The sequence below is a fragment of the Pseudarthrobacter sp. NIBRBAC000502771 genome (assembly GCF_006517215.1).
GTDB classification, from domain to species: Bacteria; Actinomycetota; Actinomycetes; order Actinomycetales; family Micrococcaceae; genus Arthrobacter; species Arthrobacter niigatensis.
The window spans coordinates 3,990,250-4,006,113 of the sequence record NZ_CP041187.1; the positions used below are offsets into that span (position 1 = coordinate 3,990,250).

15 protein-coding genes are annotated in these 15,864 nt (G+C 67.8%); 3 read left to right on the plus strand and 12 right to left on the minus strand.

Annotated features, from left to right (window positions below; translation table 11 throughout):
- Window positions 1–13: 13 nt before the first annotated feature.
- Complete coding sequence (locus tag NIBR502771_RS18585) at window positions 14–781, plus strand: VIT family protein (RefSeq protein ID WP_141160997.1); 768 nt, start codon at window positions 14–16, stop codon at window positions 779–781.
- A gap of 7 nt (window positions 782–788) precedes the next feature.
- Window positions 789–1,814 carry an aminoglycoside phosphotransferase family protein gene (locus NIBR502771_RS18590; protein WP_246839732.1) on the plus strand — a complete coding sequence of 342 codons (1,026 nt, stop codon included), beginning with the start codon at window positions 789–791 and terminating at the stop codon, window positions 1,812–1,814.
- Window positions 1,815–1,882: 68 nt separating this feature from the next.
- Here NIBR502771_RS18590 and NIBR502771_RS18595 read toward each other — a convergent pair whose 3' ends face one another.
- The 11 genes from NIBR502771_RS18595 to dxr all read right to left on the minus strand — a co-directional run bounded on the left by NIBR502771_RS18595 (window position 1,883) and on the right by dxr (window position 13,442).
- Complete coding sequence (locus NIBR502771_RS18595) at window positions 1,883–3,277, minus strand: pyridoxal-dependent decarboxylase (RefSeq protein WP_141160998.1); 1,395 nt, start codon at window positions 3,275–3,277, stop codon at window positions 1,883–1,885.
- 55 nt (window positions 3,278–3,332) lie between these two features.
- Window positions 3,333–4,127, minus strand: coding sequence for a TSUP family transporter (locus tag NIBR502771_RS18600; RefSeq protein ID WP_141160999.1), 795 nt, complete (start codon window positions 4,125–4,127; stop codon window positions 3,333–3,335).
- Entirely contained in the window at window positions 4,124–5,935 is a 1,812-nt protein-coding gene (locus NIBR502771_RS18605; protein WP_141161000.1) for a proline--tRNA ligase, read from the minus strand. Before NIBR502771_RS18605 ends, NIBR502771_RS18600 begins: the two co-directional genes overlap by 4 nt.
- A 372-nt stretch (window positions 5,936–6,307) precedes the next feature.
- The gene (locus tag NIBR502771_RS18610; protein WP_246839733.1) at window positions 6,308–6,853 is read right to left on the minus strand and encodes a hypothetical protein; all 546 of its coding nucleotides are present in this window, start codon (window positions 6,851–6,853) and stop codon (window positions 6,308–6,310) included.
- 252 nt (window positions 6,854–7,105) lie between these two features.
- A complete protein-coding gene (locus NIBR502771_RS18615; RefSeq protein ID WP_141161634.1) occupies window positions 7,106–7,996 on the minus strand; it encodes a GNAT family N-acetyltransferase in 891 nt (296 codons plus the stop codon).
- The gene (gene ispG / locus NIBR502771_RS18620; RefSeq protein ID WP_141161002.1) at window positions 7,959–9,125 is read right to left on the minus strand and encodes a flavodoxin-dependent (E)-4-hydroxy-3-methylbut-2-enyl-diphosphate synthase; all 1,167 of its coding nucleotides are present in this window, start codon (window positions 9,123–9,125) and stop codon (window positions 7,959–7,961) included. Before ispG ends, NIBR502771_RS18615 begins: the two co-directional genes overlap by 38 nt.
- A gap of 34 nt (window positions 9,126–9,159) precedes the next feature.
- On the minus strand, window positions 9,160–9,453 hold the full coding sequence (locus NIBR502771_RS18625; protein ID WP_141161003.1) for a YciI family protein: 294 nt from the start codon (window positions 9,451–9,453) through the stop codon (window positions 9,160–9,162).
- 98 nt (window positions 9,454–9,551) lie between these two features.
- Window positions 9,552–10,079, minus strand: coding sequence for a hypothetical protein (locus NIBR502771_RS18630; RefSeq protein WP_141161004.1), 528 nt, complete (start codon window positions 10,077–10,079; stop codon window positions 9,552–9,554).
- Window positions 10,076–10,831, minus strand: coding sequence for a MarR family transcriptional regulator (locus NIBR502771_RS18635; RefSeq protein ID WP_246839734.1), 756 nt, complete (start codon window positions 10,829–10,831; stop codon window positions 10,076–10,078). The genes NIBR502771_RS18630 and NIBR502771_RS18635 overlap by 4 nt, the downstream gene beginning before the upstream one ends.
- Window positions 10,832–10,908: 77 nt before the next feature.
- Complete coding sequence (locus NIBR502771_RS18640; protein ID WP_141161005.1) at window positions 10,909–12,240, minus strand: RIP metalloprotease; 1,332 nt, start codon at window positions 12,238–12,240, stop codon at window positions 10,909–10,911.
- A gap of 17 nt (window positions 12,241–12,257) precedes the next feature.
- A complete protein-coding gene (gene dxr, locus NIBR502771_RS18645; protein WP_141161006.1) occupies window positions 12,258–13,442 on the minus strand; it encodes a 1-deoxy-D-xylulose-5-phosphate reductoisomerase in 1,185 nt (394 codons plus the stop codon).
- 108 nt (window positions 13,443–13,550) lie between these two features.
- Between dxr and NIBR502771_RS18650 the strand changes: the two genes are divergently transcribed.
- Window positions 13,551–15,020 (plus strand): lipase maturation factor family protein, encoded by a 1,470-nt coding sequence (locus NIBR502771_RS18650; RefSeq protein ID WP_141161635.1) that lies wholly within the window; start codon window positions 13,551–13,553, stop codon window positions 15,018–15,020.
- Here the strand turns inward: NIBR502771_RS18650 and NIBR502771_RS18655 are convergent, their stop codons facing one another.
- Window positions 15,021–15,860, minus strand: coding sequence for a CoA ester lyase (locus NIBR502771_RS18655; protein WP_141161007.1), 840 nt, complete (start codon window positions 15,858–15,860; stop codon window positions 15,021–15,023).
- Between the last annotated feature and the right edge of the window lie 4 nt (window positions 15,861–15,864).

Sequence of the window (15,864 nt, forward strand, 5' to 3'; positions counted from 1 at the left end):
GTTTGCTGAAGGGATGAATGCGGACGAACCGGCCGGACGTCCGGAACCCACGGCAGCGGGCCGGGGCCTGGGCCGGCACCCCCAGGCGGAACCGCACGGTGACGACACTGCGCACCGGCTTAACTGGCTGCGTGCCGGTGTCCTGGGCGCCAACGACGGCATCGTCTCGGTTGCCGCGATCGTGGTGGGCGTTGCCGGGGCCACTCCTGAGGTGGCCCCCATCCTCACCGCGGGTGTGGCCGGTGTGGTGGGCGGGGCAGTGTCCATGGCGCTGGGTGAGTACGTTTCCGTCAGCAGCCAGAGCGACAGCCAGCGGGCGCTGATCGAGAAGGAACGGCGTGAGCTGGCCGAGGATCCGGAAGCTGAACTGGCGGAGCTGGCCGCCATCTACCAGGAGAAGGGCCTCACCGCCGAAACGGCGGCCAAGGTTGCCAAGGAACTGACGGCCCACGACGTCCTGGCGGCGCATCTGTCTGCCGAACTCAACATCGACGAAGCTGACATCGTCAGCCCCTGGCATGCCGCCTTTGCCTCGGCAATCGCCTTCACCATCGGGGCCATCCTGCCCATGCTGGCCATCCTGTTGCCGCCGCCGGGCATCCGGGTACCACTTACGTTCATCTCGGTACTGGTGGCCCTGGCGTTGACCGGCGCCCTCGGGGCCTGGATCGGCGGCGGGTCGAAGACCCGGGCAGCAGTACGGGTGGTGGTGGGCGGGGCCCTCGCGCTGGCGGCGACGTTCATGATCGGCAACCTGCTCGGCGCTTCCGGTGTTGTCTGATCCCGCAGTGCCACGCCCCGTGGTGCCCGCGGTCCCCATCCCGCCCAGGCTCGCTGCCCGCTATGCACGCAGCAGCGCCGGCCGGGACTGGCTTGGCGGCCTGCCTGGCCTGCTGGCCGATCGCCTGGAGCAGTGGCACCTGGAGGTGGACCTGGAGCCAGGAAGCTTCCCGTGGAGCGGCCACGGCGGCCTCGTGGTCCCGGTGCGGCAGGACGACGGATCCCCCGCAGCCCTCAAAATCGCTTTCCCGCATGACGAGGCCCAGGTGGAGCGGCATGCACTGGCGCTCTGGGGCGGCCGCGGCGCCGTTCTCCTGCTGGCCTCGGACGGCGCGTCGTGCGCCATGCTGCTGGAGCGCCTTGAGGGCGGCCGCTCGCTGGCCGCCCTGCCGGTCGATGAAGCCGTGCACGTGTGGGGCGGGCTGGTACGGGAATTGGGGCTGGTCCCGGACCACCGCCCGGAGTGGCAGGAATTCAGCCACATAGCCGCCCGGGCTGAGCAATGGAGCGACGACCTGCCCGCTGACTGGGATCTACTGGGCCGTCCTTTTCCCAGGTGGCTGTTGGAGGCGGCCCTGGAGGTGTGCCAGAAGCGCGGCGCGGTGGGACGCAGGTCCGCATACGATGTCCTGGTCCACACGGACCTGCATTTCGACAACGTCCTGGCGCGGCCGGGGACAGCGGGGGCAACTTCGGCCGGCTACGCGGCGATCGACCCCCAGCCCATGGTCGGCGAGGCCGGGTTCGCGGTTGCTCCGCTGCTGTGGAACCGCCTCAAAGACCTCCCTGCTGCCCTGCCGGGTCCTGCGCTGGTGGAGCGCTGCCAGAACTTCAGTGCCGCCGCAGGGCTGGACCCGGACGCGGCCCGGGAATGGGCCATCGCCAGGGAAGTTGACAACGCGCTGTGGTATTTCCGGAACGGGCACCGGGGAGACCTGGCCCGCTCGCTTTGGGTAGCCAGCACCCTCGCCGGGAACACCCTGGCCGGCCTTCCCCACCCACATTCCCTTCCCGAGCCCGGACAGGACGGATAAGGTCCGGCACCGCCCGGGGCAGTCCGGCACCACACGCGGTCCGGACGCCCGGCGGGCCCAGGAGTCCTCTAGGCCGGGTCCTTCACGGCGGCCAGCGCTGACCGGACAGCGTCCACTGCCGTGGCCACGTCCTCGCCCGCCGTGTGCCAGTTACTCACCGACACCCGGAGGATGTCCCGGTCCTGCCAGCGCGAACCGGACATCCAGACCTTTCCCTCCTCGATGATGCGGGCGGTGACCGCCCGGGTGGTGGCATCGTCCCCGAACGCCAGGCACACCTGGGTGTAGCCGACGTCGTTGAGGACCTCCACCCCGTCCAGTGCCGCCAGCCCCGCAGCGATGGCCCTGGCCGCAGCGGCCAGGCCGCCCACCTGGGCCGCCACACCGTCCCGGCCCAGGCTTTTCAGGGCCGCCCATACCGGCACTCCCCGCGCGCGGCGGGACAGCTCCGGGACCTTCTCGAAAGGATCTCCGGGGCCTTCGGCGTCGTGCACCAAGTAGCTCGCGTGCAGTCCCATCGCGGCCCGCAGTGCAGACGGGTCCCGGACGATGGCAATGCCGCAGTCATAGGGAACGTTCAAGGTCTTGTGGGCATCCGTGCCCCAGGAGTCCGCTTCTTCAAACCCCTGGGTGAGGTGCCGCAGGTCCGGCGCGGCAGCCGCCCACAGGCCGAAGGCGCCATCGATGTGGACCCAAGCGCCATGTTTGCGCGCCACGGCGATGGCTTCGGGAAAGGGATCGAAGGCGCCCGAGTGCAGGTTGCCGGCCTGGAGGCACACCAGCGCCGGACCGCTCCCGGAAGCAAGGGCGGCATCGAGTGCTTCGGGATCAAGGCGGCCCTGGCCGTCAGCGTCGACCTGCGCCGGCCGTCCAAGGCCCAGGTAGCGCAGGCCAAGGTCAACGGTGTCATGCCGTTCGCGGCCCACAAAGCAGCGGATGCGTGGTGCACCGGAGAGCCCGTCGCGGTCAAGGTCCCAGCCGGCGTCGGCCAGCAACCGCCAGCGGGCAGCAGCCATCCCCGTGAAATTTGCCATGGTGGCGCCGGTAACGAATCCGACATCGGCTCCGGACGGCAGGCCCAGCAATTCCAGTACCCACTGTCCGGCGGCTTCCTCGATGGCGGCGGTGGCTGGGGTGGCGTAGCGGAGTCCTGCGTTCTGGTCCCAGGCGCTGACCAGCCAGTCGGACGCCAGGGCGGCAGGCAGGGTGCCGCCGATGACCCAGCCGAAGAACCGGCCGGAGGGCATTGCCATCAGTCCGGGCTCGGCGTTCGTGGCCAGGAAGTCGATCACTTCAGCGGCCGGCACGCCCGCTTCGGGCAACGGACCACCGAACACCCCGCCAAGGTCTGACGCATGCAGCCTTGGTCCCACGGGGCGGTGCCGGAGGCTGGCCAGCCAGGCCTGCGAGTGCCTTGCTGCGGCCGCCAGTGCCGCGGCATACTCGTCATCGCCGTGTGCCATACCTGCATGCTACGCCGGGCGGGCGAGTGCCACGAGGACGAGTCCTGGCCAGGGGTCAGGCGAAGTTTTCCTGCCAGACGTCGTAGCCGAGTTTGAGGATCAAAGCCGCGACGACCACAAGGAAGACCACCCGCACAAACTTGCTGCCTTGCTGCACCGCGGTCCGGGCACCGAGGTAGCCGCCGGCCATGTTCGCCGCGCCGAGGACCAGGCCGATCCCCCACAGGATGGACCCGTGCGGGGCAAAGAACAGCAGCGCCCCGGCGTTGGTGGCCATGTTGACGATTTTTGCCTTGGCACTGGCCTCCAGGAAGGCGTATCCCATGGCGGACACCAGGGCGATGACCAGGAAGGATCCCGTCCCGGGCCCGATGAGTCCGTCGTAGAAGCCGATCACGGCACCGATGAGGCAGGCGACGACGTAGTGGCGGTGGCCCGCGTGCCGGAGCGCCGTCAGCTCACCGACATTCGGTTTCAGGGCGGTGAAGAGCGCGACGGCGACCAGCGCCACCACGATGATGGGCTTGAAGACCCCGGCCGGCAGGGTGGCCGCCAGGCTGGCTCCGCCGAAGCTGCCCGCCAGGGCAATGACGGCCATCGGGACGGCCGTCCGGAGGTCCGGCCCCACCCTCCGGTAGTACGTGGCGGCGCTGGTGGCGGTTCCGAAAATGGAGCCCATCTTGTTGGTGGCAAGCGCCTGGACGGGCGCGATGCCGGACACCAGGAGCAGCGCCGGAAGCTGGATGAGTCCTCCGCCGCCCACCACCGCGTCAACCCAGCCGGCTGCGAATCCAGCCACCACAATCAGGATGATCGTGGTGAGCTGGATCGACTCGAAGCCGGAGATCACTGGTTGCGGACGGCGTTGACCACGTAGTCGACGGCTTTGTCCACCTCGATGTTCTCGGCCTCACCGCTGCGGCGGTCCTTGATCTCCACCACGCCGTCCACCAGGCCGCGGCCCACTGCCAGGATGGTGGGGACGCCCACCAGTTCCGCGTCGCCGAACTTCACGCCGGGCGAGACCTTGGGGCGGTCGTCGTAGATGACTGAAAGGCCTGCTGCTTCAAGGTCTGCCGAGAGCTTCTCCGCTGCCTGGAAGATCTCCTCACCCCGGCCCACGGCCACCACGTGCACATCGGCAGGGGCCACGGTGCGGGGCCAGACCAGTCCGCGCTCGTCATGGTTGGCCTCAGCCAGCGCGGCCACGGCACGGGTGACACCGACGCCGTACGAACCCATGGTGACCACCACCTGCTTGCCGTTCTGGTCGAGCACCTTCAGGTCCAGCGCTTCGGCGTACTTGCGGCCCAGCTGGAAAATGTGGCCCATTTCGATGCCGCGGGCGGTTTCCAGGGGGCCGGAGCCGTCCGGAGAGGGATCGCCGGCGCGGACTTCGGTGCACTCGATGACGCCGTCCCAGGTGAAGTCACGGCCTGCCACGAGGCCGAAGACGTGCTTGCCGGGCTGGTTCGCGCCGGTGATCCAGGCGGTTCCGCGAACCACCCGGGGGTCCACCAGGTACAGGAGCTTTGTTGCGCTTTCGGCGCCGAGAAGTGCCTGGTCCAGGGTAAGGCCCGGTCCCAGGTAGCCCTTGACGATCAGCGGCTGCTTCTTCAGGTCCTCCTCGCCGGCCTGCTCGAGTCCGATCTCGCCCGCGATGGGCAGGAACGAGCCAATGTTCGCTTCGACGCGCTTGAGGTCGACGGCCCGGTCGCCCGGGACGCCAATGACCACCAGCTGCCGCTCACCCGTGGGCAGGGTGACGGCGAGGACCACGTTCTTAAGCGTGTCGGCGGCCGTCCAGGCGCCGCCGTCGGCCTCCGCGCGCGGGGCGATCTGGTTGGACGCGGCAACCAGGGTCTCGATGGTGGGGGTGTCCGGGGTGTCCAGGACCTCCGCAGCCGGGGCGTTGGTGAAGTCGATCTCCTCGGGAACCACCGTGGTCACGGCCTCCACATTGGCCGCGTAGCCGCCTGCGGAGCGGACGAAGGTGTCCTCGCCGATCTCGGTGGGGAACAGGAATTCCTCGCTCCTGGACCCGCCCATTGCGCCGGCGGTGGCCGCGACCGGCACAACCTCGAGCCCCAGGCGTTCGAAGATCTTCAGGTAGGCGGCGCGGTGCGCGGCGTAGCTGGCGTCCAGGCCGGCGTCGTCCACGTCGAAGGAGTAGGAGTCCTTCATGATGAATTCGCGGCCGCGGAGGAGTCCCGCGCGGGGGCGCGCCTCGTCGCGGTACTTGTTCTGGATCTGGTAGAGGCTCAGCGGCAGGTCTTTGTAGGACGAGTACAGGTCCTTGACCAGGAGTGTGAACATCTCCTCGTGCGTGGGGGCCAGCAGGTAGTCTGCGCCCTTGCGGTCCTGCAGCCGGAACAATCCTTCGCCGTACTCGGTCCAGCGGTTGGTGGCCTCATACGGTTCCCGGGGCAGCAGGGCGGGGAAGTGGACTTCCTGGGCACCGATGGCGGCCATTTCCTGGCGGATGATCTCCTCGACCTTGCGCAGGACGCTGAGCCCCAGCGGCAGCCAGGTGTAGATGCCGGGGGCGGCGCGGCGGATGTAGCCGGCGCGGACCAGGAGTTTGTGGCTGGCGACCTCGGCATCGACGGGGTCTTCGCGCAGCGTGCGCAGGAAAAGCTGGGACAGTCGTAGGACCACGGGTGGTATCCGTTTCTGGGGAAGTGCTGGGTCAGCAGGGCCGGACAATTCGTCTGGGTACTAATCTACCGGCAGGGAACGAACGGTACGGACTGGCGGGCCGCAGCCGCCCAGGGCCACGCCGGGAAAACAGTAGAGCCACGCCCGGGAATGCAAAGCCCCTGGCCCCCCAATAGGGCTGGTCATCGCATCCGGGCGTGGCTCGACGCCGTTATCGCCTTAGTACTGGTGAGGACTGGTGAGACCGCCCACCCCACTTCCAGCGCAGCTAGATCGAACTTATGTGATCGTGCGCACGTTTGACAAGAGTTTTTATTTTTTGGAATCCGCTTGCCTGCGATTGACGCACATTGTTCTTCAGCCGCCGGGTGTTTACTTGACCAGCGCACCGGCCGATTCGAGGAGCGCCCCCGCGCGCTGCACGGCGTCTGCCTCGCTGGCGCCGCCGGAAGCCACCGAGGTAAGCACTACGCCCTGCTGGACAACCTGCGCCGTGACCGTGGACTGCTTCTGCCCATCGGGCAACGCGGTGTCGGTGCGGTAGGCAATGGTGCCGGGACGGCTGCTGACTCCCTGCAGCGCCGTGACGGTGACGGCCACCTCCATGCCCGAGGCCGTCATTGTCATTGAGGAGCACGTTGCCAGCTGGTCCTGCTGGCCCTTGAGCCTGGCAAGGAAGCTTTGGTCCAGGCCGGACACCAGGGACAGCGCAGTGACGGCCCCCGTGGCAGCGTCGGTGCTCATGCCCACGGCCATGGCGGCACCATCGACGGACGGGACAGTACTCGAGGCTGCGAGTTCCTTGCACTCGGCCGGCTTGACGTCGATGGAGGAAAGCATTGCCTTCGTTTGCTCCAGCGTGGTGGCAATGTCTGCGCTGGGCAGGACGGTCAGCCTCCGGTCGGCGGCGTCCCTCACCTGCCCGACGATGGCCGCGAGTTCTCCGGCGGTATACGCCTTGGCTGTCGGGGATGGGGATGGCGTGGGGGCGGCGGCAACAGTTGTGGCGGGGCCGGCAGGGGCTGCGGGTGTGGACCCGGCCGCTTTCGGTTCGGGTGTTCCACCACAGGCGGAGACTGCTGTGGCAAGAAGGACAGAGACCGCGAAAGTTCCCAGCACCGACGTCTTCAAATTTCCCCCAATATTCTGCGTACTGCCGGTGATCGCCGGCTAGAAGAGAACTGTAGCGAAGGTGCCCACCTGGCGGAAGCCTACGCGTTCGTAGGTGGACCGCGCCCTGGTGTTGAATCCGTTGACGTAGAGGCTGGTCACGGGGGCCAGTTGCTGGGCCTTTTCCACCACGGCGGACATGTAGCCGGCACTGAGCCCCTGGCCACGGAAGACCGGGTTCATCCACACGCCCTGGACCTGGGTGACGTGGTCCGTGACCGCCCCAAGCTCCGCCTTGAACACCACGTCCCCCTGGTCGTTGAGGTGGACCATGGAGTGCCCCTGCCTGATGAGGCCCTCCACGCGGCGGCTGTAGAACTCCCTGCCGCCCAGGTAGGGCGAATAACCTACCTCTTCCTCGAACATTGCGGCGCAGGCGGGCAGGATGCGGTCGAAATCGGCGAGGTTGCCCAGGGCCAGTCCGGGGTTGGGCTGTACCAACGCCGGCCCCTCAATAACCATCAGGGGCTGGTCGTCCCGGACCTCATGGGCCCGGTGGCCCAGCCCGGCGAGTTGGGTATGGAGTGCGAGCACCGCGTCAGCAGGCCCAAAAGCGGACGCATACCGGCGCCCGGAAGTGTTGGCGGCCTCCGCCACCAGCGGGGCAAGGGCGGGATCAAGCTGAACCGGAACCAGGTTGGCTCCGGCCCAGCACGCGCCCGTGAGGATGCCGTCGTCGAAAACCCCAATGACCCCGGCCCCACCGCTGGTGGGCGCCGCCGTCCCCGTGGCCCGGAGATGCGAGAGGATGAAGACGTTGGTCACCGGATCCCGCTGGGCCAGCAGTGTCAGCGCCGGGGTATCCTGGCCGTCCAGGATGCGGACGGAAAGCCCCGCGGGGTCTGCCGCGTCCCTACGAGACGCTAACCACGGGGCTACCTTTGACAGCATCTTCGCCATCGGCCTCCCCCATCTCTTCCGCGATACGCATAGCCTCTTCGATCAGTGTCTCAACAATTGCGCTCTCGGGAACAGTCTTGATGACCTCGCCCTTAACGAAGATCTGCCCCTTGCCGTTGCCGGAGGCGACACCGAGGTCAGCCTCGCGCGCCTCACCGGGCCCGTTCACGACGCAGCCCATGACCGCCACGCGCAACGGGATCTCCATCCCTTCCAGCCCGGCAGTGACCTGCTCGGCCAGGGTGTACACGTCCACCTGGGCGCGGCCGCAGGAAGGACAGGACACGATTTCAAGTTTGCGGGGCCGCAGGTTCAGCGATTGGAGGATCTGGTTGCCTACCTTGATTTCCTCCACCGGCGGCGCGGAAAGGGACACCCGGATGGTATCGCCGATGCCCCGGGAGAGGAGTGCTCCGAACGCGGTGGCGGACTTGATGGTGCCCTGGAAGGCAGGCCCGGCTTCGGTGACGCCCAGGTGGAGGGGCCAGTCGCCCTTTTCGGCGAGCATTTCGTAGGCGGCCACCATGACTACGGGGTCGTTGTGCTTCACGGAAATCTTGAAGTCGTGGAAGCCGTGCTCCTCGAAGAGCGAAGCTTCCCAGACTGCCGATTCAACCAGCGCCTCCGGGGTGGCCTTGCCGTACTTCTTGAGGATTCCCGGCTCCAGGGATCCTGCGTTGACCCCGATGCGGATGGAGGTTCCGTGGTCCTTGGCCGCGGCGGCGATTTCTTTTACCTGGTCATCGAATTTGCGGATGTTTCCGGGGTTCACGCGCACTGCCGCGCACCCGGCCTCGATGGCCGCGAAGACGTACTTCGGCTGGAAGTGGATGTCCGCGATGACGGGGATCTGGGACTTCCGGGCGATGATGGGCAGCGCCTCGGCATCGTCGGCGGAGGGGCAGGCCACGCGCACAATGTCGCAGCCGGACGCCGTGAGTTCGGCGATTTGCTGCAGGGTGGCGTTGATGTCCGTTGTGGGCGTGGTGGTCATGGACTGCACGCTGATGGGGAAATCAGATCCGACGCCTACCGAGCCGACTTTGATTTGGCGCGTCTTGCGGCGGGGGGCAAGGACGGGCGGTGGTGCTGACGGCATTCCCAGGCTGACCGAGGTCACGTGGACTCCTTGAGTTGAAAGGGTAGAAAAGCGGCTACGCGGCGATCCCGGCCAGCATGCCGGTTACCGGGGACCATTCCGTGATGCGGGTTCCGGCAATCACGCCGGCTTGGGCGAAAGGATCCTGCTTGAGGATCGAGTTAAGGGCGGCTTCGTCTGATGCCTTGAAGATCAGCAGGGCACCGGCGCCGTCGCCGTAGGGTCCGCTGGCCACGATGACGCTGTCCTGCGCCAGCCTGCCTGTCCATTCCCGGTGCGCGGGGCGGACCTCGTTGCGGGTTTCAGTGGAGTTGGCGGCATAAACGTACTCAACGGCAAAAACTGTCATACCGCTACCCTATCTCCATGGCCGGCCTGGTACCGTCCCCATCTCCCATGCCGGAGGACGTGCCGGGGCGGAGCACACGCCTGCACCGCGGGCTGCGGTCAGTGCAGGAAGAGGACTTTGACCGCTGCAGCAGTGCCGGCCGCCCAGAGCATGGAAGTGAGGGTCCCAATGATGAAACGCTCGGCGGCTACCGGCGTCTCCTTCAGTTCAGCGAACCTGCCCAGGCCCTTGATGGCAACGATGTAGGCGATGGCCACGGGCTGGCCGGTGAGGATGGCCAGGCACACCCCCAGCCGCTCCAGTACGCCGATGATGGCCCCGCCGCGCAGGATGCGCTGGCTGGGTGCGGCAGCTCCGGCCGCGGGGGCGTTCGACGGCGTCCGGCCGGGAGGGGCGGTCAGCTCGTTGTCCACCGCCTGGCCGCCGCCTCCGCCCCCGGCGTCCGGGACGGGGTCCAGGGTGACGTCAGCCGAGGGGTCCTCTTCAGCCGCCCGGGCATCCTCGGCGGCCTTGGCGGCATCGGCCTTGTCGTCGATGGTCCGGGCGAGCCTGAAGACCAGCGCAGTCACCGGCCAGCCGGCGAAACCTGCCATTACCAAGGCCACTGCCACCCACAGTGCGGTCACCTGTCTCCTTCAGTCCTGTTCGCCGGCTCCTGGCCGGCCGGGGCTTCCTTCCGGCCCGGAGCGTCCTCCGGGGCTTGGCCGAGCCGGGAGTCGGCATACCCAAGAAGCATGGACGCGGCCGGCCTGGCTGCCCATTCTTCCTGCCACCCGGAGCGGATGACGGTTCGGCTCACCGATTGTTCCGAGATTCTGAGTTCAAGAGCCACGTGCTTCTGGCTTCCGTGCCGGCCCTGCCGCTGCCCGGGGGTGCCCAGGCGGCGCAGGGCATCCACTACCCGCCACTGGGCCTGCGTACGGTCCTGGACGAGCCTGCCGAGCAGCCTGAGCACCGCTTCCGCATTGGCGCATGCCTGCACTCCTTCCCCGGCGGCGCCCCTGGCCGCTTCCCCAGCCATAATGCCGGGCACCACTGACAGCGGCACCTGGGAGCCGGCTCCTTTGGCAAGCTCAACCGCCCGGCGGGCGGCAACGAAGGCCGTTCCCGTGCCTTCCCGGGGGCTGGCATGGGGTGGCAGGGCTACAGTTCCGACGCCGATTCCGACGTACCAGCGTCCGCCGCGGAGCGCGTGCAGGGCTATCTCCACCACGGCGGCCGCGTCCCGCACGACGCCTTGGACTTCATCCCCCACGGAGCGGTCGAAGATGGGCTTGTCCGTTCCCGGCAGTTCGAGGCGTGCCAGCTGTTCGAGCAGGGCCGGTACGCGGTCCTGGTCTCCAGTGCTTCCCCGCTGGTCGATGGTCATGACGAACATACCTCAACCATAGATGGTTGATACCTATCAATCAATCAGATTTGACTGATTTCTTGTAGTCAACCATTAGGGGCCGATCAGCCGAACAAATTGACCGGCTTGACGATGTCCGCGTAGATCAACAGCGCACTCATGCCCATCAACAGGGCTGCGACCACATAGGTGACGGGAAGCAGTTTGGCAATGTCGAACGCCCCCGGGTCCGGCCGTCCGCGCAGCTTCGCCACCCTGCGCCGGGCGCCCTCGTACAGGGCGCCGGCAACGTGCCCGCCGTCCAGCGGCAGGAGCGGGACGAGGTTGAACACCGCGAGGGCGAAATTCAGGCCGGCCAGCAGGCCAACGAGGGTTGCCACCCGGGACTGCATCGGAACAGCCTCCATGGCTGCCACCTCGCCTGCCACCCGTCCGACGCCCACCACGCTGATGGGGCCGTTGGGGTCGCGCGGCTCTTCGCTGAACGCAGCTTTGGCCACCCCCACTACGCGGGCAGGCAGGTTGAGGACCACACCGGCCACCTGGCGGATGTTCTCCCCCGCCATGGGCAGGACGGTCGACGCCGGCTGGGGCACCAGTGCGGTCTGCGCACCGATACCAAGGAATCCGACGTCCTGGTACTGGAGGTTGCCGGCGGCGTCGGTGGCCTGGCGCCCGTCGGTTCCGATGACCGGCCGGGCCGACAGCACCGGCGTCACGGTGGTGGAGACCGTTTGGCCGTCCCGCTGCACGGTGATGGCCACCTCCTTGCCGGCCGACGCGCGGATCCACTCCGTCAACTGGTCCCACCGGGTGACGGGTTTGCCGTCGAAGGAGGTAATGGTGTCATTGGGCTTCAGGCCTGCCGCGGCTGCGGGCGTCAGCTGGCAGTCGGCGGAGTCAGGATCAACGGTTTGTCCCGCTGCCACCTGGCACTTGGAGACGTCCGAGATGGTGGTGGTGGCCGTGGCAACACCGAACCCCATCAGCAGCACGGCGGTGAGCAGCACGCCCAGGATCATGTTCATGGCCGGGCCGCCCAGCATCACAATGACTTTCTTCCAGACGGGCAGCCGGTAGAAGACCCGGTTTTCGTCGCCCGGCCCCACTTCCTCATGGGCCATGGAACGTGCCTCGGTGGCCAAAGTCTGGAACATGCCGGTGCTGGAGGGCCGGACTGAGCCGTCCTCCTTGTTGGGCGGGTACATGCCGATCATGGAGACGTAGCCGCCCAGCGGCACAGCTTTCACGCCGTACTCGGTCTCGCCCTTCCGGCGAGACCAGAGCGTTGGCCCGAACCCGATCATGTACTTGGTGACACGGACCTTGAAGAGCTTGGCGGGCACCAGGTGGCCCACTTCGTGGAGCGCAATGGACACGGCGATGCCAAGGGCGACGAAGACGACGCCGAGAATGAAAAGTAGGACAGGGGTCATGGAGGTGCTGCTGCTTCCTAGAGTCTGCTGACTGCTAAACGTTCGTGGGCCCGTGCGCGTGCCCAGCTTTCAGCATCCAGCACGGATTCCACCGTCAGCCCGGAGGAACCTGAGTGTTCGCTGAGCACACTGTCCACGGTGTCGACGATGTCCGTGAACCGGATCCGGCCGGCATGGAACGCCGTGACCGCTTCCTCGTTGGCCGCATTGAAGACAGCAGGGTAGGTACTCCCCTGCTTGGCGGCGTCCTTGGCCAGTCCGACGGCGGGGAAAGCTTCGGTGTCCAGCGGTTCAAAGGTCCACGCGGCGGCCTGGGTCCAGTCGCAGGGGCTGGCGGCGTTGGGCACCCGGGCGGGCCAGCCGAGCCCCAGCGCGATGGGCAGGCGCATGTCCGGCGGGGAAGCCTGGGCGATGGTGGAGCCGTCCACGAACTGGACCATGGAATGGACCACCGACTGGGGGTGCACCACGACGTCGATCCGGTCCAGCGGAATATCGAACAGCAGGTGCGCCTCGATGACTTCCAGGCCCTTGTTCACCAGCGTGGCGGAGTTGGTGGTGACCATGACGCCCATGTCCCAGGTGGGGTGGGCCAGGGCTTCCCGGGGGGTGACGGAGTGGAGCTCTTCCCGGCTCCTGCCCCGGAACGGCCCCCCTGAAGCTGTGAGGATAAGCTTGTCCACCTCAACGGCAGTGCCGGAGCGCAGGCACTGGGCGATGGCCGAGTGCTCCGAATCGACGGGGACTATCTGGCCTTCGCGGGCCGCTGCCTTGACCAGGCTGCCGCCTACGATCAGGGATTCCTTGTTGGCAAGGGCCAGCGTGGCTCCGGACTTGAGTGCCGCGAGGGTGGGGGCCAGGCCGATTGATCCGGTGATGCCGTTGAGCACCACGTCCGCTTCCACCGCCGCGATGCGGGCGGAGGCGTCCGGGCCTGCCACGATCTCCGGCCGGTACCCCTGGCGGCCTGCCGCAGCCGCGGCGTCGCTGATCAGCGATGCCAGCCGGGCAGGATCCCCGCCGGCAATCCCCACCACAGTGGCGCCGGTGTGGACCGCCTGCTGCGCCAGGAGCTCCAGGTTGCCGCCCCCGGCACTGAGGGCCACCACTTCGAACAGGTGCGGGGCGCCGTCGACGACGTCAATCGCCTGGGTGCCGATGGAACCAGTGGATCCGAGGAGGACGATTCTGCGTGGCTGCATGGGTTAAGTATCCCGCACCAGTCCGGCCCCTTTGACGCCCCCGATCCTGCCGTGCCCGGCCTGATGATGCACCTTGACCCCCGCGTGACCGGGCGTAACGTGGAATCCGTGGACTGGCTGTGGTGGTTTGACGCGCCGGAATACGGGTTCGCCCGCCAGGTGCTGCAACGGGGTGTGGCGGCACTGTATTTTGTTGCGTTCCTGTCCACGATGAACCAGTTCCCCGCCCTGCTCGGCGAGCGCGGCCTCCTCCCGGTGCCCGGGTTCCTTGCCGCGTTCCCCCGTTTCCGCCGGCCCACGCTGTTCCGCTGGCGGTACTCGGACGGGCTGCTGCGCGGAGTCTGCACCGCCGGCCTGGTGGTATCGGCACTGCTGGTGGCCGGACTCCCGCAGCTGGGCCCGCCCTGGGTGCCCCTGCTTGCGTTCCTGGCCCTGTGGCTGCTGTACATGTCCATCGTGAACGTGGGCCAGACCTTCTACGGGTTCGGCTGGGAAATGCTGCTCCTTGAGGCGGGCTTCACCGTTGGGTTCCTCGGTTCCAACCAGACGGATCCGCCCCGGACCATCCTGGTCCTGGTCGTGTGGCTGGTGTTCCGGCTGGAGTTCGGCGCGGGAATGATCAAGATCCGCGGCGGCAGGGAGTGGCGCGACCTGACCGCCCTGTACTACCACCACGAAACCCAGCCCATGCCCGGCCCGCTGAGCCGGCAGGCCCACCTGCTGCCCAAGCCGCTGCACCGGATCGAGGTGGTGGGCAACCACATCGCCCAGCTGGTGGTGCCGTTCCTGCTGTTCGCCCCCCAGCCCGTGGCAAGCGTTGCGGCGGGGGTGGTCGTGCTGACCCAGCTGTGGCTGGTGGCCACCGGCAACTTCGCCTGGCTGAACTGGATGGCGATCGTGCTGGCGTTCGCGGCGGTCAGCGACCCTGTGGCGCACGCCGTGATACCTGCCATCCCGGCGGACTGGAATGCCGCCACGGGCGCCCGGACGGAAACGCCGCTGTGGTGGCTGGCCATCACCCTGGCGGCGTCGATCCTGCTGCTGGTGCTGAGCTACTGGCCGCTGCGGAACCTCTTCTCCCGCCGGCAGCTGATGAATGCCAGCTTCAACCGGTGGCAGCTGGTCAACGCCTACGGGGCCTTCGGCACAGTGACCAAACAGCGCATCGAGATCGTGGTGGAGGGCACGCTGGACGAGGACCCCGGTGACGGTTCAGACTGGCGCGAGTACGGCTTCAAAGGCAAGCCGGGGGACGTCCGCCGGCTCCCGCGCCAGTGGGCCCCCTACCACCTGCGGCTGGACTGGCTGATGTGGTTCCTGCCGCTGCGGACCGTCCACGAGGAATGGTTCTACGCCTTCCTCGGCAAGCTCCTGGCCGCTGACCGGCAGGTGCTGCGGCTGCTGCGGAAGGACCCGTTCGACGGCGCCGCGCCACGCTGGGTGCGCGTGCGCAGCTTCCATTACCGCTTCGCCAGCCGGAAGGAGTTCCGCGAAACAGGGAACCGCTGGGTGCGGACCCTGCTTTCCGAGCCGATCCCGGCCACGTCCCTCCGCCGGCCCAAGGGACGGCAGCGGTAGTTATGCCTCCACGGCGGCGCGGCGGACGATCTCCTGGGCGTGCTTGAGGATGGGGCCGTCGATCATTTTGCCCTGGTACTTGAAGACCCCGGATCCCGCCGACGCGGCAGCGTCCAGCAGGGCCGTGGCCGCTGCCACCTCGTCGGCCGAGGGCGCATAGGCCTTCCGCACCACGGCTGCCTGGCTGGGATGGATGCAGGCCTTGGAGCTGAAGCCGGAGGCCACGGCGTCGGCCGCTTCAGCAGCCAGCCCGTCGAGGTCGGGGATGTTGGTGTAGACGGCATCCACTGCTTCCTTGCCGTGGGCCCGCGCTGCCAGGAGGACTGACGAGCGGGCGTGCAGCGCCACTGCCCGGTAGCCGCCGTCGTCCTTCCGGCTGGACGTACCGCCCAGGGAGGCCAGCAGGTCCTCGGCCCCCCACATCAGGCCCACGACGTTGGGGGCAGCAGCGATGGCCGGGGCGTTGAGCACGCCCACGGCCGTTTCGCACAGCGCAATCACCTGGTATCCCTCCAGCGCCTTGAGCTGGTCGGCCGACTCCGCCTTGGCCAGCATCACGGTGCGGTAGGGCGTGTGCGCCAGGCAGTGGAGGTCTTTTTCAAAGTCCTCGGTGCCCACGGGGTTGACCCTGACAATGGTGCAGCTGGGTTCAAGCTCGGGTTCCACGCCGGTGGTGCCCAGTTGGGCCAGGATGGCGCCGCGGGCCCGCTGCTTGTCCGCCGGCGCCACCGCGTCTTCGAGGTCCAGGATGACGGCGTCCGCACGCGCGGCGGCCTTTTGGTAGCGCTCGGGACGGTCGGCGGGGCAGAAGAGCAGGGCGGGGCCCATCACAAAGGTCATAAGG

What these genes read in the sequence shown, in the direction of transcription:
- NIBR502771_RS18585 (WP_141160997.1), top strand. Translation starts at nt 14, where the DNA reads ATGAATGCGGACGAACCGGCCGGACGTCCGGAACCCACGGCAGCGGGC.
- NIBR502771_RS18655 (WP_141161007.1), bottom strand. Translation starts at nt 15,860, where the DNA reads ATGACCTTTGTGATGGGCCCCGCCCTGCTCTTCTGCCCCGCCGACCGT.
- NIBR502771_RS18625 (WP_141161003.1), bottom strand. Translation starts at nt 9,453, where the DNA reads ATGACAGTTTTTGCCGTTGAGTACGTTTATGCCGCCAACTCCACTGAA.
- NIBR502771_RS18595 (WP_141160998.1), bottom strand. Translation starts at nt 3,277, where the DNA reads ATGGCACACGGCGATGACGAGTATGCCGCGGCACTGGCGGCCGCAGCA.
- NIBR502771_RS18615 (WP_141161634.1), bottom strand. Translation starts at nt 7,996, where the DNA reads ATGCTGTCAAAGGTAGCCCCGTGGTTAGCGTCTCGTAGGGACGCGGCA.
- NIBR502771_RS18635 (WP_246839734.1), bottom strand. Translation starts at nt 10,831, where the DNA reads ATGTTCGTCATGACCATCGACCAGCGGGGAAGCACTGGAGACCAGGAC.
- NIBR502771_RS18640 (WP_141161005.1), bottom strand. Translation starts at nt 12,240, where the DNA reads ATGACCCCTGTCCTACTTTTCATTCTCGGCGTCGTCTTCGTCGCCCTT.
- dxr (WP_141161006.1), bottom strand. Translation starts at nt 13,442, where the DNA reads ATGCAGCCACGCAGAATCGTCCTCCTCGGATCCACTGGTTCCATCGGC.